Raw genomic sequence first — 23,044 nt, forward strand, 5'->3', positions numbered from 1 at the left:
CGCTCCAATCCAGCCGGCCCCTGCTGGTTTCCGCCCCGACAGGGATCGGCAAGACGGTGGCGGCGCTCTATGCCGCCCTGAGGTTCAGCCGCCGCCACGGTCTGTCGGTGTTCTTTCTGACCTCCAAGACCACCCAGCAGCGCATTGTCGCAGACACGCTGAGCCTGTGGGACGAGGCGCGGAGCGAGGAGGATGGATCGGGGCGTCCCTTCACCGGTCTGGTCCTCCGGTCCAAGGAGAAGATCTGCGCCAACGACGTGGTCTGCTGCCACCCCTCCCGCTGCGCCTACGCTCGAGACTTCTACGGCAAGCTGGAGAGCAGCGACCTGAGGAGGAGCCTGGCGGACTTCACCGTGATCACCCCCGATCTGGTATACCAGAGAGCGGTGGAGAACGAAATCTGTCCCTTCGAACTGTCGGTGGAACTCTTGCCGGAAGCCGATCTGGTGCTGTGCGACTACAACTACCTCTACGATCCGCGAATCAGCCTCAAGCGCCGTTTTTCCGGGGACAGCCGTGCGGCCGTGGTGATCATCGACGAAGCCCACAACCTGTATGGGCGGGCTCGAGACTACTACTCCCCCCGCCTGGACCTGGGAAGGGTTCGCAGTCTCAAGAGGAAGATGCAGGCTCTTGCGGGCAAGGCGGATGCTGCCCAGGCGGCCATCGAGTTCGGGTCCAAGGAGAGAGCCGAGAATGCCGGAGGAGAAGATGCCGGCTTCGCCCGGGACGTGGTGGACTGTCTGAACCGTTTGGAGTCCTACTTTGGAGAAGTGCGAGCCGACTTCCGAGAGAGTTCGGAAGGGAACCCCTTTCCCGTCCGCCTGGACAGGTCCTTCTTTGACGATCTGGGGGGCCGCCTCCACGATCTGCTGCGCCGCTACCTGCTGAATCCGAAGCGGCGTGCCGTTCCCCGCGGGGAGGACGAGTTCCTGGAAATGGCCCGCGGCCTGGAAGAGTTCCGCACCGTTCTGGAGATCGAGGGGGAGGAGTTTGTTCATCTCTACGATGAGACCGGGAAGTCCGATCAGCTCCGCATCTTCTGTCTGAATCCCGCCCTGCAACTCCGGAAGCGGCATCGGTCCTTTCACTCGGTGGTGGCCATGTCGGCCACCCTGTCCCCGCTGGAATTCTACCGGGACGTTTTGGGTTTCGAGCCGGACGCCAGGCTGCTTTCCCTGCCTTCCCCCTTTCCCCCGGAGAATCGCAAGGTGGTGGTGGTTCCCGAAGTTTCCACCCGGTACCGGCACCGGGCGGAGACCGCCCCTCGGGTCGGGCGGATCATCGAGCGGGTGGTGGCCATCCGGCCGGGCAACTACCTGGCCTTTTTCCCCAGCTTCGAGTTCCTGGGCGCGGTTCGTTCCTTTCTCCGCCCGGAGGGCTATCGCCTGCTGGTTCAGAAGAGAACCATGGGCGACCATTCCCGCAACGCCCTGTTGGAGGAATTCGCCGGCGGCAGCCGGCCACACCTGTTGCTGGGGGTGCAAGGGGGGATATTCGCCGAGGGCGTCGACTATCCGGGAGATCTGGCCATCGGGGTCATCATCGTGGGGCCGGCACTTCCCCGGGTCGGCCGCGAGCTCGACCTCACGCGGCGGTACTTTGAAGAGCAGTACGGCCGGGGCTTCGAGTACGCCTGCCTGTTCCCCGGGATGAACCGGGTGGTGCAGTCGGCGGGGCGAGTTATCCGCTCCGAGACCGATCGGGGAATCATCGTGCTCATCGGCCAGCGGTTCGGATACGAAAACTACATGAGCCTTTTCCCGGGGGATTGGTACGAGTCGTCGCCGGTCGAGCTGGTCTCCACGGCCTATGAGGCTGAATTGGTGCGGTTTTGGGGTGAGTGCCCGCCTGCAGCCGGTCCGGACCCGCTCCCCCCGCCGTCATTTGACAGCGGTGGGCGCATCGAATAGGATTCAGCGTTTCTTTGGCAGCGCAGTCCCCCGGCCGCGGCCGGGTTCAGCCCATTATCGAGAGGCTCCGGATGGCTGTGAGGAGAATCGCCAGTACCGTGCTGCCGACCGCCCACGGCAACTTCGACCTGCTCGGTTACGAGGCCGGCACGGGCGGGGTCGCCAAGCCCTACGTGGTCTTGTACAAGGGTGCCCTCACGGCAGCATCGGCGCCGCTGGTTCGCATCCAGTCCCAGTGCCTGACCGGTGACGTCTTCGGCTCGATCCGATGCGACTGCGGCGAGCAGCTCAGGTTTGCCATGCAGAGGATTCAGGCGGAAGGGCAGGGAGTGATCATCTACCATCCGGAGGAGGGGAGAGGGATCGGGCTGCTCAACAAGTTGCGTGCCTACGAGCTTCAGGACCAGGGAATCGATACCGTGGAAGCCAACCACAGGTTGGGGTTCGATGCCGATCAGCGCGACTATTCCGTCTGCGCCGAGATCCTCAAGGATCTGGGTATTTCCCGGGTGCGGCTGCTCTCCAACAATCCCGGCAAGCTGAAGGCGTTGGAGGATGCCGGAGTCCGGGTCCCGCAGAGGATTCCTATCGAGATATCTCCCCGAGGCTCTACCCGGAAATACCTCAAGACCAAGAAGGAGAAGCTGGGTCACTGGTTGAACCAGGTGTGAGGTGAAGGAATAGGCGGTGTAGGAGAGAGCCGATGGCCGGCAAACACGGCAGGGTCACTGCAAGTCGTTTCCTCCCAGGCCTGGCGGTTGCAAGTCTGGTCTGTCTGGTGCTGGCGGCCTGTTCCGGCTCCCGCTCCCCCTGCCTCCCCGGGATGGTGGCTCTCGACCGGCCGGCGCCGGAGTTCGCCGTACAGGACCGGGACGGCCAGGTGCACCGGCTGAGTGACTTCAAGGGCAAGGTGGTGCTGATCAACTTCTGGGCCACCTGGTGTCCTCCCTGTATCGAGGAAATGCCCTCCATGGAGTCGCTCCGCAAGGAGATCGACGAGACCCAATTGAAGATCATGGCCCTCAGCGTGGACGATTCCTGGGAACCGATCGACACCTTTCTGGTGAAATATTCCTTTGGTTTCGGAATCTACGCGGACTTCCAGGAGAAAATCGCCAAACTCTACGGCACCCACATGGTTCCCGAGACCTATATCGTGGACAAGCAGGGCGTCATCCTGTGCAAGGTGACCGGGGACCGCGACTGGATGGACCCCGCCACCATCGCCTTCCTCAAGAGTCTGATCGCATCGTAGCCTCTCCCGTCCCCAGGCCGGTTCCTCGCAGGCCGTCCGTCCCCAAACGACCGTCGGTGATCTGAAACAGGGCAGGAAACCTCGACTTCCAGCGCTGGTTGGCAGATGGAATGTACTGGCGGCTGTTGGCTTCAAGCGCGTGAACCCCGGGCAGATGCGCGGCCAGACCGGCGGAGTGGACCAGGGACAATCCCGGGCAGGTAAGGTCCTGAACGCAGAGGTAAGCCCCGTACTTCCGGGCGGCCGCGGCCAGAAGCAGGGACTGGGATTGTCCCTTGCAGGTCTTCAGGGCCACTCCGCTGTAGCCGACTTCGCGGGCAAGCCGAAAGGACTCCATGTCCACCAGGGCCTCGTCGGCCACCAGCGGAACCCTCCGGGCCGCCGGGTGCAGGCGGATCCTGGGAGGTCCGGCCAGATTGCGGGAGGTGGGCTGTTCGACGTATTGCAAACGGGCCGTCACTGACGGCGCCTGGTTCTCGATCTCTCGCAGGAAGTCCAGCAGGTAGTCCACGTCCCGGCATCCCTCATTGAAGTCCAGGGAGTACTTCCAATCCCGGAAATTCCGCTTTTCCTGGCTGACGCTCACCACCCGCTCGATATCCACCATTCGGTTCACGTCCAGGCGGAGGTCGCTCCCGTTCAACTTCACCTTGAAGTGGGTCAGGCCCTCGGCGGCAATCCATTCCGCCAGGGTTTGCGGCAGGCCGTCCTCCACCGCCGGGCCGCCATCAAGCGAATCGAGGGGATCGGAGGCGCCGACCGAGTGGTAAAGGTGCAGGTACGGGGCCGGGCTTTTCCGCAGGTAGCGATTCAGCCACTCCCCCTTGAAGTCTTCTCCCAGGTAGTAGCCGAGGTCCCGGCCCATGAACTCGGGGCCGTAGGCGTGGTAAGTGTTCACGCCGTTGACTTTCCCGAAGGCGTCGTGGATGGCCAGGTCGAATGGGCTGGCGACCACCAGAGCGCAGAGCTTGGGAATGGGTTCGGCCAATCGATTCTCGGTGCCGACCCGGGCGGCAACCCTGAGATAGAGCGGCTCCAGGCTGCGGTTGAGGTCGATGGGATGGGCCCTTCGGGGATGTTCGGCGGTGATGGAGGCGATCCGTTCTGCCAGCACTCGCATCGCTCGCAGTGACTGATCGTGGGTGACCCGGGAGGAAGGGAAGGCCCAGGCGTTGCCCATCGGCATCGAACTCGCTCCCCTGGCCTGCCTGCCGTGCCCGTTCCTGACCAGGACGGAGACATTCAAAAGGGTGAGGTGGGTGATGGTTCGACCGCCGAACTGGTAAGGCATGCGCAGTCGGAAGTCTTCGAAGTCGTGATCGACCTCCAGGACGTGAATGTCGCTGGCCCGAGGGGAGGAGGGGGTCTTGGGGAGGGTCACGAACAATTCCCTCAGGAAAGCGCCAGATCGCGATGGAGCACCTTGGCGGTGTAACCCTTCAGGTTCAGCATCCCGCCGATCTGGTTGGCTATCGCGACCGATCGGTGCCGGCCTCCGGTGCAGCCGAATGCGATGGTCAGATAGCTCTTGCCCTCGATGGCGTAGTTGGGAATCAGGAACAGGAACAGGTCCTCCAGGCGTTGGAGAAACTGCCGGGTCTGATCGAATGATTGAACGTAAGAGGCCACGGCCGGGTCGTTCCCGTTCTTGGGCTTGAGATTGGGCACGAAGTTGGGATTGGGCAGAAAGCGGACGTCGAAGACCAGGTCGGCCTCGGCGGGCAGGCCGTGCTTGAACCCGAAGCTGACCAGTGAAATGAGGAGGGCCGTCGAGTCCCGCTCCTGGAACTTGTCGACCATAAATCGCCTCAGTTCGTGAACGTTGAAAGGGCTGGTGTCGATGACCTGGTCGGCCAGTTTCCTCAAGGGAGCCAAACGGCGTCGCTCTTCGGCCAGGGCGGAGGCAATGGGCTCGTCTCCCTTGAGCGGATGCGGCCGGCGGGTCTCGCTGTAGCGACGGATCAGGGAGCCGGGAGTGGCCTCCAGATAGACCAGGGTGATGGCCAGGGACGTCTTCTTCAGGCTTTCGAAAAGCTGCGGGAACCGGGCCAGTTCGTCGCCCTCGCGCACGTCGATCACGATGGCGGCGCGCTTGATTTGCGCCCGGGCCTGGTTGCAGAGCTCGGCGAACTTGGGAATCAGCTCCAGGGGGAGATTGTCGACGCAGAAATACCCCATGTCCTCAAAGGCCTTCAGGACCGTATCTTTGCCGGATCCGCTCAGACCCGTGATGATGACAAAGGGACTTCCGGCTTGCATCGAGTGTCCTATCCCAGAAATACGCTTACCATCGCCGATGGAGGTTCCACCGGGAAACGGTCGGTAGGAGAGGCCCGTTGCGTTTCACACAACAAGCACCTTCTTGCTACCCCCATTGAGAACCTCCATCGGCCCTCCGGGTTCGGGCGGAACGGCGCCGTCTCCGTCGTCGCTCCTCCTCGCAATGAATCGCATTGGCTCGTCATCGCTCCTGGAATCCGGCGCCGTTGCGCTCCGAAAGATCGCAACCCTATTCCTGGGACAGAGCACGAGCCCGCATTTCTCACCAGGGGGCATGATCATGGCGCAGGAATTTTCCCGTCAGCGCGTGCTCGCGACCGAAGAGCGTAGCGGTCACTACGGTCGAGGGAGCCTGTGCGCGCTGAATGGAAAAGGACCAGTCAGGGCATGCCCAGCGCCGTCTGTTACCTGCAAGCCCTTACCATGGAGCCAATCAAGGTACTGAAAGATAAACTCCCGTTCGTCATGCTACCAGCGACCTGGTGAGAATTGCGGTCTAGGGTTCAATCAGCCCGAAGTTGCCGTCCTTGCGCTTGTAGAGGACGTTGACTTTCTCGGACTCGGCGTTTCGGAAAACCAGGAAATTGCCGTTGCCGCCGTTGACTTCCTGGACGGCCTCCTCGACGGTCATGGGCTTGGCGGCGACAGAGGTTGACTTGATGACCCGTGGGGCTTGCGACGGGGGCCGGTTCGAGCTCGGGGAGTTGGTGGTCGGGCGGGAGGCGGGGTGGCGCTTTCTGGTGAGTTTCTTTCCCTTGTGCTTCAAGGCCTGGCGTTCGGCCTTTTCCAGCACGGCGTTTATGGAGGCGTGCATGTCGTTGGTTTCTTCAAGTCCGTTGATGTCCAGGGATCTGGAATGCAAATGGATCTCCGCGATTTGCCGGTGCTTTTGTACCGTCAGGGTCATGTGAACGTGGATGGCTTCACCCAGAATCTTGCGGATCTTCCTGAGGTGCCCCTCGGTGAAATCCCGCAGCGCAGGAGTGACTTCAATGTTTCGCCCCGTATATGCCACTTGCATCGGGTCTTCTCCAGTGACTCGCCCGTGCCTGCTTCTCATTTGGAGCCGCCCGCTCCACCCGTGAGGAGCTGAGGGCGGCACCGCGGCGGGCGGCTCATTTATTGGCCTGTGCCGACTTGGGACGCGAGAGCGAATTCGTTCTGACACGGCGCTGATGAGTGCTCAGGATCTTCAGGTCTTCGCGGTACTTGGCCACGGTTCTCCGGGTGACCATGATACCTTCGCCGTTCAGTCTCCGCGTGATCTGCTCATCGGTCAGCGGCCTGGTCGGGTCTTCTTCCTGAATGAGCTGCTTGACTCTGCGTCGAGCAGTGGTCAGCGGAATGAGAGTCCCGGCAGGTCCTTGAACCCCCTCGGAAAAGAAAAAACGCAGCTCGTAGACCCCCTGAGGGGTTTGGGCGTACTTGTCGGCCACCGCCCGGCTGACAGTCGAGGGGTGGACGCCCACTTCTTCGGCGACCTCCTTGATCATCATGGGCCTCAGATGGTCGAGGCCGCGGTCCAGAAAGTCGGTTTGCCGCCGCACGATGGACTCGCAGACGCGAATGATGGTCCGCTTGCGCTGTTCGACGTTCCTGATGAAGCGGAGAGCGGAGGAATAGCGCTCTTTCACGTACTCCAGGCCTTCCTTGGAAATACCGCCCCGGCTGATCACTCTCCGGTAGCGCCCGGACACGCGCAATTGCGGCAGGTCGTCCTCGTTGACACTCACCGAATAGCCGTTCTCACCCTTGACGATGAACACGTCCGGCTCGACGACCCGGGTCTCCGGCTTGTTGTAGCGCTGACCCGGCCGAGGGTCGAGATCCTTGATGACCCCTATATGGGACAGAACCTGCTCGAGCGGCTTGTTCAGCGCTCTGGCAATTTCCGCGTAATGCTTGTTTTGCAGCCGCTTCAGGTGATTGCTGACGATCTCGATGGCGACGGACTGGTTCCCGGGCAGATGCTTCAACTGTATCAGCAGGCATTCCTGCACGTCTCGTGCTCCAACGCCTGCCGGATCGAAGGTCTGGATCAGCTGCAGGGCGCCGGCGATTTCCCCGGCGTTATGATTGCCGGTAGCGGAAATTTCTTCGATGTCCGCCGTCAGATACCCGTCCCGGTTGAGGTTGCCGATGATGGAGGCGGCCGCGTTGCGGACGGGCTCCGGGGCCACCGACAGGCTCAGTTGCCACTGCAGGTGGTCGCAGAGGTTGGTGGGTTCTGCCAGAAAGTTCTCAAAGGCAGGACGTTCGGCGACCTCGCCCGATAACTGGGTGCGATAGCCGGGATCCAGGTAGTCGTCGAAAAAGCTTCCAAAGTCGATGTGTTCAAAGGGATCGCTGGGCTCTCCGTTCTGGGAGTCGGTGATCTCGATGATCTCCTTGTCGGCGGGGTCGGATGCCCGCTCCTCCCCGGTGGGACCGTCCTCGTTCGAGTCCGTGAGCTCGGTGGCTTCTTCCAGCACCGGATTTTCCATCAGTTCCTGGGAGATCATTTCCGCAAGTTCGAGTTTATTGAGGGCCAGGACGCTGACCATCTGAACCAGGCTGGGGGTCAGCACCTGCTTTTGGGTGGGTTTGAGGTTGAGCCGCTGCTCCAGGAAAGCCATGGCGGTTATTCCAAGCGAAAGTTTTCTCCCAGGTACAATCGCTTCACCTCTTGATTCAAGGCCAACTCCTGGGGAGTCCCTGCCTGCAGGATCTTTCCGTCATTGATGATGTAGGCGCGATCCGTCACTCTGAGGATTTCCCGAACGTTGTGGTCGGTAATCAGGACCCCGATACCCTTGGCGCGCAGCCGATTGACGATGCGCTGAATGTCCAGCACCGCAATCGGATCGATTCCGGCGAAGGGCTCATCCAAAAGAATGAACGACGGAGAGATGACCAGCGAACGGGCGATCTCGACCCGCCGCCTTTCCCCGCCCGAAAGCGCATCGCCGAGGTTCTTGCGCACATGGATCAGTCCCAGCTCTTCAATCAGGTCATCCAGCCGTTTCCGCCTCTGAGCCCTGGTGTAGGGAAGCGTCTCCAGGATGGCCAGGATGTTGTCGTCAACCGACAGCTTGCGGAAGACGGAAGGCTCCTGAGGCAGATAGCTGATACCGCTCCTGGCCCGGAGGTACATGGGCAGATCGGTAATCTCTCTGCCATCCAGGAATACCTGCCCCCGGTCGGGAGACGTGAGCCCCACCAGGATGTAGAAGGTGGTTGTCTTTCCGGCTCCATTGGGTCCAAGGAGCCCGACCACTTCTCCCTGACGGATCCTGAGCGTGACGTCGTTCACAACCCGTCTGCCCTTGTAGGACTTGACCAGGTTGGCCGCTTTCAAGACTTGCATCCTGGCCTATCTGGACAGACGTTGCGTCGTGACGGCACGATTCTGGGAATTGCCCTCGACGGCAACGCTACCACCCCCAATATCGATTGTCAATCGAGCCCCGGTGGTGGAACCTCGCTCGTAATCCACGACTTGGGGCGACCCTCCCCATAGGACCACCCTGCGCTCGCGGCCGCGATATTCCGCCCATTGCGAGGACGCGGTGCGGTTGGGCTGAGCCATTCTGACGTTTCCCTCTGCCAGGGCCTTGTCCACCGATGTCTGTCCCTTTTCCTGCCGGAGAAAAACCTGAAGTCGGTCCGACTGCAGCCTGCCCTCCGGCGTGGTGGTCGCGACCCCCTCTTCGTACACGATCTTGCGGGCCCCCTCTTCGTAGGTCATCTTTTCGGACCGGACTATGGTGCCGGGGGAGGATTCTGCCTCGCCCGGGCGGTGGAACAGGTTGGTTACCCCACCGGTTGCAACCAACTTCCCCTCGAGGCGATTCAACCGGATGTCCTCAGCGTAAAGGATCCTGTCTTTCTGCCAGAGCCGGGCGTTCTTCCGGTAGCGTCCGATTCCCTCCCGGGTCCGATACTCCATGAACTGGGCCGAGGCAAAGACTGCCGGATGGGCGGCGGGGCCGGACCCGGTGCCGAAATAGGCGGATCGAACCTCGCCCTGCGCCTTGAGCAGATGCCGGTCCCGATGGAATTCAATCACATCGGCCTCGGTCTCACCCTGGGAATCGGTCACCTTGGGGCGTCCCTCCAGCCTGATGAGAGAGGAATCGACCCGGTGGGTGGCCGATTCCGACCAGGCTTGCCTGCCTGGCTCCCGATAGTGGAAGTCTCCGGTCTGCCGGATCTCCGACAACCGGTCGGTCTTTCCGTCGAAAAGAGCCGTCAGGTGGTGACTCCTGGTTTCCCGGACAGTTCCCGAGGCCGAGGAGAATTCCAGTCTTACCTCCCGGTCGGCGGTAAAACGCTCCAGCTGTTCCGAATTCTCTCCGTAGAACAGACTCAGGGCGCGGGCCGACAGCCTCCGCTTTTCCTCTCCGGGTCCTCCGGGGACCTCTTCCAGGGTGCTGGGTCCCAGAGCATCAACCCGGGAGAGGCGGCCGGTTTCAGGCCGGAAGTGAGCGTTTACTCGGGGGGAAGTCAGAATACGCCGCGTGGTCCTATCGGGAGGTTGGGAGGACTCCTCGGTTCCGGTCCGGGTCCCTGCCTGGGAAGGACCCGGCGCCTGGAATTGGACCCGGGCGTCTCCAACGGCCGTTAGCTGCCTGACGGACTGGGACCGGGGCGGAAGAGACACGGTGATTTGCCGGGCGGACAGCTCGCGGAGAGACCGGGCGGTCAACGGACGGGCCACGGCATTCCCCTGGGCGACGATCTTGTCGAGGCCGTCCGGTCCATCCCCGAAGAGGTAGCGGAGGCGGTCGGCCCGAACCTGGATCATGACATCGGGATCCAGGGACCTGGATCGAACCTGGCCCTGGGCCTGGATACGGCTCAAAGTCCAGGCCGGTCTGGCAAAAAACGCCCGCATCACGTCCGCGGTCAATTCGGTGGGGCCCTTTTCCACCCGAACGTTGGAGCGCAGCGCCACCCTGCCGCTCCGTTTGTGGAACTTCAAGCTGTCGGCCCGGATCCGCAGGAGATGATCCCCTTCATGCGCTGGCAGCACCGTCACGTCCACTTCGGAGGGCAATAGGATCACGCCGCTGCGCGGCTGGTAGACCAGTCCCTGGCTGCTTCCGCTCACCCGTCCCCGTTCGAAGCTCACGGCGGCCTCGCTCGTTACCCGATCCCGGGTCCGCGAGTAGGTCATGCGTTCCGCCCTCACGATGGCGGGTATCGACTCGCCGCCGCCGTTGTCGGGGGTATCCAGGGTGACGACCACATTCTCGAGAAAGACCACGTCCTTGCTGACATTGTCCACTTCGCAACGCAAGCTGGTAATGGTGTCAAACTGTCCTTCCTGCGTGCGAAAGACCTTGGCCTTCACCTGCTCGAGAAGACTCTTGCTGTCCCGGAGTCCCAGCTGGACCTTGGCCGTGACTTCAATGGTCGTCTTTCCCTGTTCCGAGTGGGAGACGCTGAACCCTTCGATCAGGTCGGTGGCTTCTTCCGGAAGCGATTCCACTTGCGGGACAGGCCGGGTTCCGGGAGTTCGGGTGCTCCGGTAGTAGCTGATGCAGACAGCCCCGACCACGCTCACCACCACCAGTAGCGGAATGATGCGGCCGAGCTTGAGCAAATTACGTCGCATCGGAAGATTGGTCCTCTATTCGGTCCGAATGTCTCGAACCACCAATTGCAGAGCCCTGAATCCCTGGTAAAGGTTCTCGGACAACTCGAACGCCAGCGAAACCACACCGCCGGACTCTTGAATGGATGGAAGCCGGTCCGCCATGTTCCATGCCACGGCATCCATGGCCTTTCCATCCTGCTCCACCCGAAACTTGAGATGCCTGCCCTTGAGGATGCGTGGTTCGGCGATGAGGGTCAGTTGCCGCGCCACGAACAGGGGGGCCGGATTCTCCTTTCCGAAAGGGGAAAGGCGTTGAGTTTGGCGATAGACCGTATCGTCCAGGTCGGACAAACAAACTTCAGCGTCCACGTTGAGTTGGCGTTCGCCAGGTTTGAAACCGCCGGCCGAGGCGGCATATCGGTTGATTCGCCGCCGCAGTTCGGACACTTTGGACGCGGGAAGCTGAAATCCGGCTGCCTGGGCGTGTCCTCCGAACCGATCCATCAGGTCCCGGCAGCTTTCCAGCGCCTGGAGCAAATGGAATCCCTCGGGAGCCCGACCCGAACCCGAACCCACCCGGTCGATCTTGGAAATGATCAGTGTTGGGCTCTGGAAGCGCTCTGCGATCTTGCTGGCTACGATTCCAAGTACCCCGATGTGCCAATTGTCGCCATCGATCACCTTGATCGGGGAGGCCACCAGATCCGGATCGGAAGCGATTTGGCGCTCGATCGCTCTCAGGATCTGCTCCTCGATGATCTGGCGTTCCCGGTTCAGCCGATTCATCTCGCCGGCAAGGCGCCTGGCTTCTCCCTCGTCGCTGGCGGCAAACAGCTCTACAGCTTCCCTGCTGCCTCCCATGCGTCCGACGGCGTTGATTCTCGGAGCCAATCGGAAGCCCACGTCGGTGCTGGTGATCGACCGTCCCCCCAGTCCGGCGGTTTCAATCAAGGATCTCAACCCCGGATTGGCGGGGGATTGGAGCCCCTCCAGTCCGAGTTTGGCGAAGACCCGGTTTTCGCCAATGAGCGGAACGACGTCGGCAATGGTGCCGATGGCCACCACCTTGAGGAAAGCGGGGAGGTGCTTTTCGTTGCCGGTCTTCATGAACAGAGCCTGAACCAGCTTGAAGGCGATCCCCACCCCGCAAAGGTGCTTGTCCGGGTAGGGACAGTCGGAACGCTTGGGATTGACTACCGCCAGAGCTTTGGGCAGACCGTTTTCCGGCAGGTGATGATCGGTGATCACGCAGTCGAGATTGAGGACTCGGGCACGATCCACGGCCTCGTAAGCCTTGATGCCGGTGTCTACGGTTACCACCAGTTGGACTCCCTCGCGGGCGGCCTTCTCCAGGATCGGAATCCTCATGCCGTAGCCCTCCACCAACCGTTCAGGGATGTGGTAGGAGCACTCGGCGCCCAACATCTCCAGGGCCTTCCTGAGGATGACCACGGCGGTGCTTCCGTCAACGTCGTAGTCGCCGTAGATCAGGATCTTCTGACGCCGGTCGATAGCCTCCCGGATTCGGTTGACGGCGAGTTCCAGGTCACACATGAGGAAGGGATTGTGGAGATGGCTGAACTGGGGGTCCAGAAATTTTTTGGCGAGTTCGGTAGCGTGGAGGCCGCGGTTCAGCAGGAGCGCTGCCAGAATCCCCGAGATATTCAGGGCCCCGGCCAACTCCCTGACCCGGGCGAGGTCCGGTTGGGCGATCTTCCATATCATGTTGTTTTCAAAGCCCTCCGCCGGCGCACTGGCGCCACCGTTCCGATTCACCCTGCGAATTCATTCTACACGAAAGCGGGGGGCCGCAGTCCCCCCACCGCATCAGCCTTCGCCTGACGGCGCTGCTTTGCGGCTCGCGTATGCCCCCCTCCGCATCAGCCACCGCCTGCGGCTCGGCTTCTGCGACTCCCCCTCAAGGGGGGAGTGATTCCTGAGTCATACATACGGAGCTCGAGTATCACTCCCCCCTTGAGGGGGAGTCGGTGAGACAAGGGCTCCGCCCGCAGTCGAACCAGTGGGGGGGCGGAATCGGCGAGATCGCCACATAGGAGAGTCAGCCCGCCTTCGAGCCGGAGGGGGCAGACGCGGCGCTGCGTGAGTGAATGTCGTCGGTACGGGCAGCAACGCGCTGTCGGCCTCGTTCGAGCATTGGGCAGCTGCCGGCGCTATAATGGAGACGCAAGCCGGCCGGTCCGGCGGTCGACCCCCTCGGCATGAGTCATGGCCCATCATCATCACCACCACCGTCCAGGTGAAGGGCGAACCGGCCGGGGGTCTTCGCCTCTCAGGGCGCTACGCATCGCCCTTCTTCTCACCACCACCTATCTGGTGATCGAGTTTCTGGGTGGACTCTATACCGGAAGTCTGGCGCTTATCGCCGACGCTGGGCATATGCTGGTGGATGCGGCGGCTCTGGGCCTGAGCCTGTTCGCTCTCTGGTGCGCGGGCCGGCCGGCCACGGCCTCCAAGACCTATGGGTATCACCGGGCAGAGATTCTGGCGGCCCTGCTGAATGGAGTGGCCCTGGTGGTGATTTCCCTCGGGATCCTCTACGAGGCCTACCACCGGCTCTTGAATCCCCAGGAGGTCAAGAGCGGATGGATGCTGCTGATCGCTTCGTTGGGGTTGGGCGTCAACCTGGCGAGCGCCTACTTCCTGCATGGTTCCCAATCCGCCAGCTTGAACGTTCGCAGCGCCTTCCTGCATGTGGCCGGAGACGCCCTGAGCTCGGTGGGAGCCATTGTGGCAGGCCTGCTGATGGCCTACAAGCAGTGGTACCTTGCCGATCCCCTGGCCAGCATCGTGGTGGCCTCCCTCATCCTCTACAACGCCTGGCGATTGGTCAGGGACTCGGTCAACATCCTGCTGGAGGCGGCGCCCGTGCACATCGACCTGGCTGCCGTGCAGGAAGAGTTGTGCCGGGTCGAAGGCGTCGACTCGATCCACGATCTGCATGTCTGGACCCTCACATCGGGGTTTCACGCCATGAGCTGCCATGCGGTGCTGTCCGGCAACCGGAGAACCCACCAGGTCCTGGAGCGCCTCAGCGCCATCGTGCGGGATCGGTTTCAGATCGAGCACTCCACAATCCAGCTTGAGGAGCGGAGCCTCGAGCATGAGGAGATGGGGACCTGTCATTCCGGGGTCCGTTGAATCTAGCCCGCATTTCTCACCAGGCCGCTGGAGGCATTACAAGAAGCAGATTATCTTCAGCATCTTGATTGGCACCATGTCAAGGGCTTGCGCATCACAGACGGTGCTGGGCATGCCCTGGCTTGTCCTTTTCCCCTCAGCGCGCACAGGCTCCCTCGACCGTAGAAACCGCTACGCTCTTCGGTCGCGAGCACGCGCTGAGGGGAAAGTCCTGCGCCATGATCATGCCCCCTGGTGAGAAATGCGGGCTAGTGTCCTGTCTCAGAAATAGGGCTACCATCTCCGATGGAGGTTCCACCGGGAAACGGTCGGCAGGAGAGACTCGTTGCGTTTCAGCCATGAGGCACCGTTGTGCTCAATCAATCCGGAACCTCCATCGGCCCTCCGGGTTCGGGCGCAACGGCGCCGTCTTCGTCTTCGCTCCTCCCCGCAATGAATGAGCGTTGGCTCATCGTCGCTGCTGGAATCCGGCGCCGTTGCGCTCCGAAAGACGGCAACCCTGTTTCTGAGACAGAACACCAGCCGTAAAAATAAAAGCAGCCAATGTTGACAGGACGTGGCGGCGGACGGAAAATTAAGGATTTTGAATTTCCTCTGATTTTCAATGACCGTTTCCGACCTGGATGTCCTGGACTATCGAGACCTGAAGCGGGTCATCGCCGGGTTTGCCGATTGTCCCCTGGGGTCCCAGCGGTTTGACGGACTGATTCCCGCCGGGGACCTGGAAGAAGTCCGCAAGCAACTCCGAATGGTGCGCGAGTGTCTGGAGATGCTTGAATCGGGGCAACCCTTGCGCTTCCACCGGGTGGTGGAGGTGGGCCCGATCTTCGGCAGGCTCGGGGTGCAGGGCGCCGTCCTGGATCCTGGCGAAATCCGGAAGGTTCTCGATCTGGCCGAGGTGGCCGTGGCCTGCCGCAAGGCTCTTGAGGCCGCCGATCGGCAATTCCCGGCTCTCTCCGGCCTGGCTTGCAGTCAGGTCGGCGACCTGAGCGGACTGATTTCCCAACTGGCCGGAAAGATCGATCCCACAGGCGAGCTTGAGGACGGGGCCAGTCCCCGGTTGCGCACCCTGAGGCGGCAGGTCGGCGGCCTCAGATCCCGCATCTGCCGTTCATTGGTCAACCTGCTGCGGGGAGGGGAGAAGACCGGCTCACTGCAGGATGAGGTGGTGACCGTCCGCAACGAGCGGTTCGTCATCCCGGTGCGCACCGATCGCAAGAGGACTCTTCCCGGTGTGGTCCACGGAAGCAGCTCCACCGGCTCGACCCTCTTCATTGAACCGTTGCAGAGTGTCGAGCTCAACAACCGGCTGATCCAACTCAAGGAACAGGTCGCTGAAGAGGTTCTTCGCGTCCTTCGGGCGCTGACGCAGGCCATCCGGCAGCATCTGCCGGAGTTGCAGGCGGCGGCCGGGTTTGTAGGCGTCCTCGATTTCAGCTTCGCCAAGGCTCGCTTCTGCCGGAAGTTCCAATGCGTTTTTCCCAAGCTCGACACGAGCCCGGTACTTGAGATCGAGAGGGGACGCCACCCCCTGCTGGAGATGCACCTGAAGGAGCAGGGACGGGAGATCGTTCCCGTTTCGGTGAATCTGGGGGAACGCAGCCAGATCCTGGTGATCAGCGGTCCCAATGCCGGCGGGAAGACGGTTGCCCTCAAGACCGTCGGCATGTTGACCCTGATGGCGCTATCGGGAATTCCCATTCCTGCCGTATCGGCCCGGATCGGCCTGTTTCGGCAGATATTCGCCGATATCGGCGACCGCCAGTCCATGACCGATGATCTGAGCACCTTTTCCGCTCATCTCGGAAAGATTCGCAGCATCCTGGAGGAGGTGAGTCCTCCGGCGCTGGTGCTGCTCGACGAGTTGGGTACGGGCACAGATCCGGGCGAGGGAGCCGCTCTGGGATCCGCCATCCTGGAGGATCTCCGCTCCCGAGGCATCCTGACCGTAGTCACTACCCACCTCAACGGGCTCAAGAGGTATGCCTTTCAGACCGACCGGGTGGTCAATGCCAGTGTGGAGTTCAAGCAGGCCGACCTGCGCCCCACCTACAGGCTGATCCAGGGGATTCCGGGCAACAGCAGCGGGATCGACATGGCAAGTCAGCTCGGACTTCCGGAGACGTTGATCGTCCGTGCCCGAGGGCTGGTTTCGGAACCGGAGCTGGAGATTGCCGGATACGCTCGGGCGCTCGGCCAACAGCTCACGGAGGCTACCCGGCTGCGGAGCCAACTGGAATTGGAACAGGCTGGGCTGAAGGATCAGAGGGCGGAGCTTGAAAAAAAGCAGCGGGAACTGGAAGAATCCATGAACCGGGAGATCGCCCGCTGCCGCAAGCAGGCGCGCCAGCGCTTCGAGAAAGAGGCGTCGCAACTCCTGGCGAGAATCCGGGACCGGTTTGAAGAAGCCAGGCTGCGAAGCGAAGTTCGCAGAAGGTCCAGGGACCTGGAAGAGGTCCGGGTCAACGGCTCGCGGCCGGCTGAAAGCGCCGGCCCCGGGTTGCCGGAGAGAGAGAAAGCCCCCGGGGAAGGAATTCGATCCGGAGTCCGGGTCCGAGTGGCCCGCCTGGGTTCGATCGGCACCATCACCGGACCTAGAGGAGACGGCGCTTGGGAAGTGGATGTGGGGGCCTTGAAGTGTGTGTTGAAGGGCGAGGAACTGGAGCCGGTGGGGCCGGACAGCGGTCCGCCGCCTCCGGTGACGGGAGGCTCCCGCGGGGTCTCGATCCGGTTACAGTCCGGGGAGTTGCCCTCCAACGAGATCAATCTGGTCGGGTGCACGGCGGACGAGGCCATTCGGAGGGCCGACAAGTTTCTGGACAGCGCGCTGCTGGCTTCCTTGTCTCCGGTTCGCCTGATTCACGGAAGCGGAATGGGCGTGTTGCGCCGGGCCATTTCCGAGTGGCTTTCCGACCAGGCCCATGTTTCCGAATTTCATCCGGCTGCATCCGATGAGGGAGGAAACGGAGTGACGGTGGTCTCTCTCCATGTCTGACCCGAACTGCGGTGGGTCCGGAACCGGTGAGAAATTCGAGCCTGGATTCCGGTGAGGTGAGCATGAACTTGGCCGGCGATGGAATAGACCGAGTGAAGAGCGCTGCCGACCTGGTGCAGATCGTTGGAGAGCATGTCCGGCTGCGCAAGTCCGGGAGCAACTTCATCGGGCTCTGCCCCTTTCACTCCGAGAAGACTCCATCCTTTCACGTCCACGTGGAACGGCAGTTCTTTTACTGTTTCGGCTGCCACGCCAAGGGAGACGTAATCCACTTCGTGGAGAAGATGGAGGGGTTGACGTTCGCTGATGCCCTTCGATGGTTGGGAGAGCGATACGGTATTCCGATAGACAGTCGGAGTCGCTCGAGCGAACGCAAAGCCGGCGAGCGCCGGACTTTGCTCGAGATTCAGGACAAGGCCGGCCGGTACTTCCGCCGGGAATTGACCGGCGGCGGCGCCCGCCAGGCTCGACGCTATCTGGAAGCTCGGGGTCTGACTTCCGAGTTTCAGAAACGCTTCGGTATCGGCTACGCCCCCAGGCGGTCGGATGGACTGCTTCAGGAACTGAGAGACGGGTATCCCCTGGATCAATTGCGTCTGAGCGGCTTGATCCAGCGAAATGAGCGGGATTCAAGGCACTTTGACCGTTTTCGAGGCAGGGTGATGTTTCCCATCTGGAACGAGGCGGGTAAAATCGTGGGCTTTGGGGGCCGGGCATTGGGAGAGGAGCAGCCCAAGTACCTGAACTCGCCCGAGACTTCTCTCTACAGCAAGAGCCGAACGCTCTACGCCCTCAACCTGGCGCGGGAATCCATTCGACGACAGGGCCGGTCCGTTCTGGTGGAGGGATATCTGGACTGCATCGCACTGCATCAGGCCGGATTTGAAAATGCGGTCGCCGTGTGCGGGACCAGTCTGACCGAAGACCAGGTCCGATTGCTTGGCCGCTTCACCAAAAAGGTGGTGGTGAATTTCGATCCTGACGAAGCCGGGGATTCGGCCACACTTCGATCGCTTGCCGTCCTGTCGCAGGGTGGTTTCGGCGTGCGTGTCCTGGCTCTGCCCGATCGGCTCGATCCCGACGCCTACATCAGGCGCCATGGGGCCGCCGCCTACAGGCAGTTGCTGGAGCGGGCGCCCACCGACTTCGAATACCTGCTGGCACGCGCTCGGGGAAAGTATCCCCTGGAGACCATCGAGGGGAAGGTTGCCGCCATCGAAGAGTTGTTGCCCTACCTGGCCCGCGTCTCCAACCGTATAGAGCGGGAGGAGAAGACCCGGCGGGTGGCGGAGTATTTCCAGGTGGAGGAAACCGCGGTTCGGGCGGAACTGCACAAGGCGGCCGGCGGCGGCCCCAGGAAGCTGGAGCTGGGACGCTCTCGCAAGCCTTCCCTGGGTCCGGCCGAGCGGCAACTGATCAAAGTCATTCTGGACCTCGATCGGAAGGCCGGCGAAATCGTGGAACAACTGGAGCGCTCGCAGGTTCACCTGGGAATGGAGTCGGAAGTCGTCTTTAGCGCCATGGTTGCTCTCTACAGGAAAGAGGGGCGGGTCGAGGCGGAGCGCCTGAGGGAGTCGCTTCCCGGGGACCGCGAGCAGAATTGGATCAGCGAGGCCGTTTTTGAGGAAGTGGACCAGCAGCAGGTCGACGGTTGTCTGGAGTGGCTGGCACGCAAGAAGGTGGAAGACGAGGTTGCCCGCCTGCAACGGCAGATCGTACAGGCTGACCGCGCCGAGGACTTTGAACTGGTTGCCAGTCTTGTTTCGAAAAAAGCCAAGCTCATCTTGTCCATCGCCGGCTGAAGGCGCTCACGGTTGCCTGGGCCTGCAGGGAGAAGGATGAGAAAAAGGATGGTCATGTCCAACATGGAAGAAAACGACGCCATTGAAAACCTCGAGCGCAACCTTAGTGTCAACCTCGAGGACAAGTACGACGAGGTCAAGCAGTTGATCGAACTGGGCAAGGAGAAAGGCTACCTGCTCTACGACGAGGTCAACGATCTGCTTCCCGGCAACGTGACCTCTTCGGAAGAGCTCGACGAGATGTTTGCCGTATTTCGCGCCCAGGGCATTGAAGTCATCGACGGCGATCCCAAGACGACAGGCACGGAGAAGATGGGCTTTGAAAGGGAGACCAACGAGGAGCCCAGTCTGGACTTGACCCCGGGCGTGCTGGACAAGACCAACGATCCGGTTCGGCTCTATCTGCGCGAGATGGGAACGGTCCCCCTGCTCACTCGGGAGGGGGAGGTGGAGATTGCGAAAAAGATTGAACGGGGCCAGTTGAATGTCCTGAAAGCCGTTTCTCGGTCACCCATCGCCATCAAGGAAGTGATCGACCTTGGGCTGCAGCTCCAGCGGCGAGAACGGTCCATCAACGACACCATTACCTTGAATGATGACGTGCTCACCCCGGAGATCCTGGAGGAACGGCTTCGGGAGGCGCTACGCAGCATCAGGCGGATGCAGCGCTGGCGTCGAAAGCACGATCAGATCCTGCAGGGATTGCAGAAGACGCCGAAGTCCAGGCAGGGACGCTCCTATCGAAAGCGGCGCTTTGAGTTCATGCGATACCGGGTTCGGATCTCCAAGGCCTTGCGGGAATTGGGGTTGACCCCCGCCGAGAATATCCGGCTGATCGATCTGATTCGGCGCCATGGGGACTGCCTGCGTCCCTTGGAACTGAAGGCAGCCCACCTGCAGCGGAGGATCTCCCACAGCCGAGGCAAGACGGTGGTCGCGCTCAAGAGGGATTTGAGCCTGATCAGGGAAGAGACCGCCGCCCTGGAGCGCGAAACTCAGACGCGTAGCATTGAGCTCAAGCGGACGCTCCAGGCCATCAAGGCCGGCGAGAGGTTGGCCAGCAGCGCCAAGCGGGAACTGGTGGAGGCGAATCTGCGCCTGGTGGTCTCCATCGCCAAGAAATACACCAATCGCGGGCTCCAGTTCCTGGACCTGATACAGGAGGGCAATATCGGCCTGATGAAAGCGGTGGACAAGTTCGAATACCGTCGAGGCTACAAGTTTTCGACCTACGCCACCTGGTGGATTCGTCAGGCCATCACCCGCGCCATCGCCGACCAGGCCCGGACCATTCGTATTCCCGTGCACATGATCGAGACGATCAACAAGCTGATCCGCACCTCCCGCAGCCTGGTTCAGGAATACGGACGAGAGCCGACCTCGGAGGAGATCGCTGCCCGGATGGACATTCCCGTGCAAAAGGTGCGCAAGGTCTTCAAGATCGCCCAGGAACCCATTTCACTGGAAACTCCCATCGGGGAAGAGGAGGATTCCCACCTCGGCGACTTCATCGAAGACCGTCAGGTCGTCTCCCCGGCGGAAGCCGTTATCAACATCAACCTGAAGGAGATGACCGAAAACGTCCTGCAGACGCTGACTCCCCGAGAGGAAAAGGTCATCAAGATGCGCTTCGGCCTGGACAACGGGAGCGATCACACGCTGGAAGAGGTGGGACAGAACTTTGCGGTCACCCGCGAGCGCATCCGCCAGATTGAAGCCAAGGCCTTGCGAAAGCTGCGTCATCCTTCTCGCAGCCGAAAGTTGAGACCCTTTATGGATGGCTCCACCCAGGAGTAGGCCGCCGGAACCGGTGTCCTGACTCGGAAACAGGATACGGCAACCTTACGCCTGAGACAGAACACAAGCGGTGGACCACCCCTTTTCTCCAGTTTGGGCCCATAGCTCAGTTGGTTAGAGCCGCCGGCTCATAACCGGCCGGTCGTAGGTTCGAGTCCTACTGGGCCCACCATTCCTCCCTGACAGATTCATTCATGCATCCGGTTATAGAAAAACTCATCGAGCTTCAAGAGCTTGAAACTCGAATCCGGCATGCCACCGGCAGGCTCGAGCAGCTACCCCGGCAGATAGCCGCCATGGAGGAGCAATTGGGTGCAATTAGAAGCCTGCTGGACCGCCAGGCGGTGGAGTTGGATCGGATTGCCGCCGAGCGGCGCCAGCTCGAAGGGGAAATACAGATCATCGAAGAACGGATTTCCAAGTATCGTTCCCAGCTTTCCGATGTGAAGACCAATGAACAATACAAGGCGCTCCTGCACGAAATTGACTTTCACGGTGAGCGAATCGGCAAGATGGAGGACGAGATCCTGGACAATATGGAAAAAGAGGAGGGTCTGCGGGAGGAACGGCTGCTGTTGGAGCAGCGGCTTCAGAAGGAAAGTGCTCAGGTCGCTCGGGAAAAGCAGGCGGTGCAAAAAGAGATCGAGGGGACAAGAATCGAGTTGGACCGTCGCCAGGGAGAGGCCGGTGCCCTGATTGCCCGGATTGCCCCGGAGGATTACGGCACCTATCGCAAAATAGCCACGCTGCGCAAGGGTGTGGCTCTGGCTCGAGCCGATGAGATCTGCCAGGGGTGTCACGTGCGGATTCGCCCGAGTGTGCTCGGTCAGGTCATGGCCGGGAAGCAGATCGTTTACTGCGACAGCTGCGGTCGCATTCTCTACTGGGATCCGGACGCATCGATCGAATCGAAATAGGAGGGGAGAAGCGGTTGAAAAGCCTGGTGGCCTACGTCGATGGCGGATCGCGTGGAAATCCCGGGCCTGCCGGCTACGGGGCTCACGTCCTGGATGGGGAGGGTCGGGTTCTGGCGAACCTCTCCGGCTGCCTGGGCGTCCGCAGCAACAACTACGCCGAGTACGCGGGTCTGATTGCGGCGCTCGACTATGCCCTCGCCAATCGTTTCGAGAAAGTGACCGTCTATGCCGATTCGGAGCTGATGGTGCGGCAGATCGGTGGGGTCTACAAGGTCAGGAGTCCCAACCTCATTGGTTCCTTCCGGCAGGCGCGCGCCCTGATTGGGCGGCTCAAGGCATTCTCCATCCGGCACATCCCTCGGTCCCGCAATCCGGAGGCTGACCGTTTGGCCAACCTGGCCATGGACAAGCAGGCCGGCAGGACCTGACTATCGGACGAATTGCAGGGGTTTGGATTCCGCGATCAGCTTCATCTCCCGGGCCAGCCGGTAGAAATGGAGCAACCCGTCCAGGTTTTGCTCGTCCAGTGAGTAATCGATGCACCGGGTAAGGTAGGAGTGAACCTGCTCGGCGGGCATCCGCAGTTGGCGTGATTGCCGGCGGACAATGTCGTCCAGGTGGGCTTGTCCGTAGCGGTAGGACTCCTCGAAGGGGGAACTGTCCTCCAGCCCGCTTTCGGCGCGGCATGCCCAGAAGGCAAACACGAAAGGCTTGCCGGTTTCCTCCAGCCAGGCTTCCGCCAGGTCGTAGCGGTACAGGCCGGCGGTATCGGCGGTCAGGGCGGCATCACCGATCAGGAGCGCGGCGTCGCGCCGCCGCAACATGGAGGCTAGATCCGGCTCATGGGAGTAGAGGGTCGGATCGAGTCGAAATCTCATCCGGAGCAGGATCCGGAGGAGGATCACCGAGGTTCTCGAGGATCGATCCAGGGCGACGCTCCTGATCCGGGCCCACGGCACATTACTGACCAGCAGGACGCTTCGGACGCTTCTCCTGGATGCCACTGAAAGGTTGGGGATGATTCTGAGATTTGGGATGCGCTGGTACTCGATGGCGGGGATCAGACCGATATCCGCCGTTCCGGCCGCTATCTTGTCGGCGCACAGCGCGGGCGGTGAGAATTCCAGCTCGAAACGGTGTTTCGGCCGGTTTTGGATAAAGCCCCAGCACAGCGGCAGCGAATTGATGTAGCTGACGATCGCGAGCTTGAGTTTCCTCACCCGTGCATTCTAGCCGCTTTCAGGAACCGGGGAAAGCGGCGATCTTGAATCGAGTCCGCCGGGCTGCACCCTGGCGATTCCGGAATCCGGAGGGGAGAAACCTGCAGTGCTGGAAGCATTTCCAG

At 61.5% G+C, this 23,044-nt stretch carries 17 protein-coding genes and 1 tRNA gene; 10 read left to right on the plus strand and 8 right to left on the minus strand.

The window, feature by feature from the left end; genetic code table 11:
* The 3 genes from OXI69_03645 to OXI69_03655 all read left to right on the plus strand — a co-directional run.
* Nucleotides 1-1,913 (plus strand): ATP-dependent DNA helicase (locus OXI69_03645; GenBank protein MDE2665224.1); only part of this gene is annotated, 1,913 nt, incomplete at its 5' end.
* Between the two features lie 71 nt (nt 1,914-1,984).
* A complete protein-coding gene (gene ribA / locus OXI69_03650; GenBank protein MDE2665225.1) occupies nt 1,985-2,584 on the plus strand; it encodes a GTP cyclohydrolase II in 600 nt (199 codons plus the stop codon).
* 32 nt (nt 2,585-2,616) lie between these two features.
* The gene (locus tag OXI69_03655; protein MDE2665226.1) at nt 2,617-3,168 is read left to right on the plus strand and encodes a TlpA disulfide reductase family protein; all 552 of its coding nucleotides are present in this window, start codon (nt 2,617-2,619) and stop codon (nt 3,166-3,168) included.
* Here the strand turns inward: OXI69_03655 and OXI69_03660 are convergent.
* The 7 genes from OXI69_03660 to recJ all read right to left on the minus strand — a co-directional run bounded on the left by OXI69_03660 (nt 3,146) and on the right by recJ (nt 12,754).
* Nucleotides 3,146-4,549: a hypothetical protein gene (locus OXI69_03660; GenBank protein ID MDE2665227.1), complete on the minus strand. Its 1,404-nt coding sequence runs from the start codon at nt 4,547-4,549 to the stop codon at nt 3,146-3,148. The genes OXI69_03655 and OXI69_03660 overlap by 23 nt on opposite strands.
* A gap of 11 nt (nt 4,550-4,560) precedes the next feature.
* Nucleotides 4,561-5,427 carry an RNase adapter RapZ gene (gene rapZ / locus OXI69_03665; protein ID MDE2665228.1) on the minus strand — a complete coding sequence of 289 codons (867 nt, stop codon included), beginning with the start codon at nt 5,425-5,427 and terminating at the stop codon, nt 4,561-4,563.
* Nucleotides 5,428-5,944: 517 nt separating this feature from the next.
* Nucleotides 5,945-6,469 (minus strand): ribosome-associated translation inhibitor RaiA, encoded by a 525-nt coding sequence (gene raiA, locus OXI69_03670; GenBank protein MDE2665229.1) that lies wholly within the window; start codon nt 6,467-6,469, stop codon nt 5,945-5,947.
* Between the two features lie 94 nt (nt 6,470-6,563).
* Nucleotides 6,564-8,063 carry an RNA polymerase factor sigma-54 gene (gene rpoN, locus OXI69_03675; GenBank protein ID MDE2665230.1) on the minus strand — a complete coding sequence of 500 codons (1,500 nt, stop codon included), beginning with the start codon at nt 8,061-8,063 and terminating at the stop codon, nt 6,564-6,566.
* Between the two features lie 5 nt (nt 8,064-8,068).
* Nucleotides 8,069-8,794 carry an LPS export ABC transporter ATP-binding protein gene (lptB, locus tag OXI69_03680; GenBank protein MDE2665231.1) on the minus strand — a complete coding sequence of 242 codons (726 nt, stop codon included), beginning with the start codon at nt 8,792-8,794 and terminating at the stop codon, nt 8,069-8,071.
* A 6-nt stretch (nt 8,795-8,800) separates the two neighbouring features.
* Nucleotides 8,801-11,047, minus strand: a complete 2,247-nt coding sequence (gene lptC, locus OXI69_03685; protein MDE2665232.1) for an LPS export ABC transporter periplasmic protein LptC — start codon at nt 11,045-11,047, stop codon at nt 8,801-8,803.
* A gap of 15 nt (nt 11,048-11,062) precedes the next feature.
* Nucleotides 11,063-12,754 (minus strand): single-stranded-DNA-specific exonuclease RecJ, encoded by a 1,692-nt coding sequence (gene recJ / locus OXI69_03690; protein ID MDE2665233.1) that lies wholly within the window; start codon nt 12,752-12,754, stop codon nt 11,063-11,065.
* A 501-nt stretch (nt 12,755-13,255) separates the two neighbouring features.
* On the opposite strand from recJ, the gene OXI69_03695 reads away from it, so the two are divergent.
* The 7 genes from OXI69_03695 to OXI69_03725 all read left to right on the plus strand — a co-directional run bounded on the left by OXI69_03695 (nt 13,256) and on the right by OXI69_03725 (nt 22,127).
* Complete coding sequence (locus OXI69_03695) at nt 13,256-14,188, plus strand: cation diffusion facilitator family transporter (protein MDE2665234.1); 933 nt, start codon at nt 13,256-13,258, stop codon at nt 14,186-14,188.
* Between the two features lie 604 nt (nt 14,189-14,792).
* Nucleotides 14,793-17,183, plus strand: coding sequence for a Smr/MutS family protein (locus tag OXI69_03700; protein ID MDE2665235.1), 2,391 nt, complete (start codon nt 14,793-14,795; stop codon nt 17,181-17,183).
* A 62-nt stretch (nt 17,184-17,245) separates the two neighbouring features.
* On the plus strand, nt 17,246-18,985 hold the full coding sequence (gene dnaG / locus OXI69_03705; GenBank protein ID MDE2665236.1) for a DNA primase: 1,740 nt from the start codon (nt 17,246-17,248) through the stop codon (nt 18,983-18,985).
* A gap of 36 nt (nt 18,986-19,021) precedes the next feature.
* A complete protein-coding gene (gene rpoD, locus OXI69_03710) occupies nt 19,022-20,782 on the plus strand; it encodes an RNA polymerase sigma factor RpoD (GenBank protein MDE2665237.1) in 1,761 nt (586 codons plus the stop codon).
* Nucleotides 20,783-20,877: 95 nt separating this feature from the next.
* Nucleotides 20,878-20,954 (plus strand) — tRNA-Ile (locus OXI69_03715).
* 22 nt (nt 20,955-20,976) lie between these two features.
* On the plus strand, nt 20,977-21,699 hold the full coding sequence (locus tag OXI69_03720) for a C4-type zinc ribbon domain-containing protein (GenBank protein MDE2665238.1): 723 nt from the start codon (nt 20,977-20,979) through the stop codon (nt 21,697-21,699).
* A gap of 14 nt (nt 21,700-21,713) precedes the next feature.
* Nucleotides 21,714-22,127: a ribonuclease HI family protein gene (locus tag OXI69_03725; protein ID MDE2665239.1), complete on the plus strand. Its 414-nt coding sequence runs from the start codon at nt 21,714-21,716 to the stop codon at nt 22,125-22,127.
* Here OXI69_03725 and OXI69_03730 read toward each other — a convergent pair whose 3' ends face one another.
* Nucleotides 22,128-22,919, minus strand: a complete 792-nt coding sequence (locus OXI69_03730; protein MDE2665240.1) for a menaquinone biosynthesis protein — start codon at nt 22,917-22,919, stop codon at nt 22,128-22,130.
* Nucleotides 22,920-23,044 lie beyond the last annotated feature (125 nt).

It is taken from the genome of Acidobacteriota bacterium (assembly GCA_028875575.1).
In the GTDB taxonomy this organism is placed as follows: domain Bacteria; phylum Acidobacteriota; class Terriglobia; order Versatilivoradales; family Versatilivoraceae; genus Versatilivorator.

What these genes read in the sequence shown, in the direction of transcription:
- OXI69_03655 (MDE2665226.1), top strand. Translation starts at nt 2,617, where the DNA reads ATGGCCGGCAAACACGGCAGGGTCACTGCAAGTCGTTTCCTCCCAGGC.
- OXI69_03695 (MDE2665234.1), top strand. Translation starts at nt 13,256, where the DNA reads ATGGCCCATCATCATCACCACCACCGTCCAGGTGAAGGGCGAACCGGC.
- rapZ (MDE2665228.1), bottom strand. Translation starts at nt 5,427, where the DNA reads ATGCAAGCCGGAAGTCCCTTTGTCATCATCACGGGTCTGAGCGGATCC.
- lptB (MDE2665231.1), bottom strand. Translation starts at nt 8,794, where the DNA reads ATGCAAGTCTTGAAAGCGGCCAACCTGGTCAAGTCCTACAAGGGCAGA.
- rpoN (MDE2665230.1), bottom strand. Translation starts at nt 8,063, where the DNA reads ATGGCTTTCCTGGAGCAGCGGCTCAACCTCAAACCCACCCAAAAGCAG.
- recJ (MDE2665233.1), bottom strand. Translation starts at nt 12,754, where the DNA reads ATGATATGGAAGATCGCCCAACCGGACCTCGCCCGGGTCAGGGAGTTG.
- raiA (MDE2665229.1), bottom strand. Translation starts at nt 6,469, where the DNA reads ATGCAAGTGGCATATACGGGGCGAAACATTGAAGTCACTCCTGCGCTG.
- lptC (MDE2665232.1), bottom strand. Translation starts at nt 11,047, where the DNA reads ATGCGACGTAATTTGCTCAAGCTCGGCCGCATCATTCCGCTACTGGTG.
- OXI69_03700 (MDE2665235.1), top strand. Translation starts at nt 14,793, where the DNA reads ATGACCGTTTCCGACCTGGATGTCCTGGACTATCGAGACCTGAAGCGG.
- OXI69_03720 (MDE2665238.1), top strand. Translation starts at nt 20,977, where the DNA reads ATGCATCCGGTTATAGAAAAACTCATCGAGCTTCAAGAGCTTGAAACT.
- rpoD (MDE2665237.1), top strand. Translation starts at nt 19,022, where the DNA reads ATGAGAAAAAGGATGGTCATGTCCAACATGGAAGAAAACGACGCCATT.
- ribA (MDE2665225.1), top strand. Translation starts at nt 1,985, where the DNA reads ATGGCTGTGAGGAGAATCGCCAGTACCGTGCTGCCGACCGCCCACGGC.
- dnaG (MDE2665236.1), top strand. Translation starts at nt 17,246, where the DNA reads ATGAACTTGGCCGGCGATGGAATAGACCGAGTGAAGAGCGCTGCCGAC.